Here is a 653-nt window from a genome sequence, read left to right on the forward strand (position 1 = left end):
GACCACCTCAGCGCCCACGCTGGCCAACGCTGGCGGCACGCCCAGGCCCTCCGCCGCCGCGCCCTGTCGCTCGGCTGCCGCTACGTCGCCCTCGCCGTCCAACGAGCGCGATTCCGAGTCGGAGCCCGCGCCATGCTCCGCCACATGATCGTCGTTGGCTGAGGCGTGTAGTTGCCGCGCACGCTCCTTGTCCGCGAACCCGCCGCCGACCAGCACGTCATGGCCCTCGGCCGCCTCGCTGCCCTCCCGCCCCAGCGTCGCGATCGCCCGCGACACGTTCTCCGCCTCATCGCCGAGTTGCCGCGCGAGTTCATCCGCAGCCCTGGCGGTCTCCGCCCCGCCCGACTCACCCGACTGGCCGGACTGGCCGGACTGGCCGGACTGGCCCGGCTCACCCGACTGGCCCGGCTCGCGCGGCTCACCCGACCCGGCTGCGTCGCCTGATCCGCCCGCCTGTCCAGCCGCGGCCTGCTCGATATCGGCCGGGTTGCACACCAACACCGGTGTCCGCGTCGTGGGCCGCAAGGGGCCCGTGGCCGAGACGTTCGCGCCGGCCAGGGCGTTCAGCAGCGTGGATTTGCCGACGCCGGTCGGGCCGGCGAGGGCGCAGAGGAGTGGGGCGTCCGGGGCGTGGAGGCGGGGGAGGATTGCGG

Annotated in this window: 1 protein-coding gene; it reads right to left on the bottom strand. The window is 74.9% G+C overall.

Going from position 1 to position 653, the window contains the following annotated elements; translation table 11 throughout:
- Positions 1-653: GTPase (locus IZR01_RS49430; protein ID WP_194927918.1), on the bottom strand; the 653-nt coding region annotated here is incomplete at both ends.

It is taken from the genome of Catenulispora pinisilvae (genome assembly GCF_015356865.1).
GTDB classification, from domain to species: domain Bacteria; phylum Actinomycetota; class Actinomycetes; order Streptomycetales; family Catenulisporaceae; genus Catenulispora; species Catenulispora pinisilvae.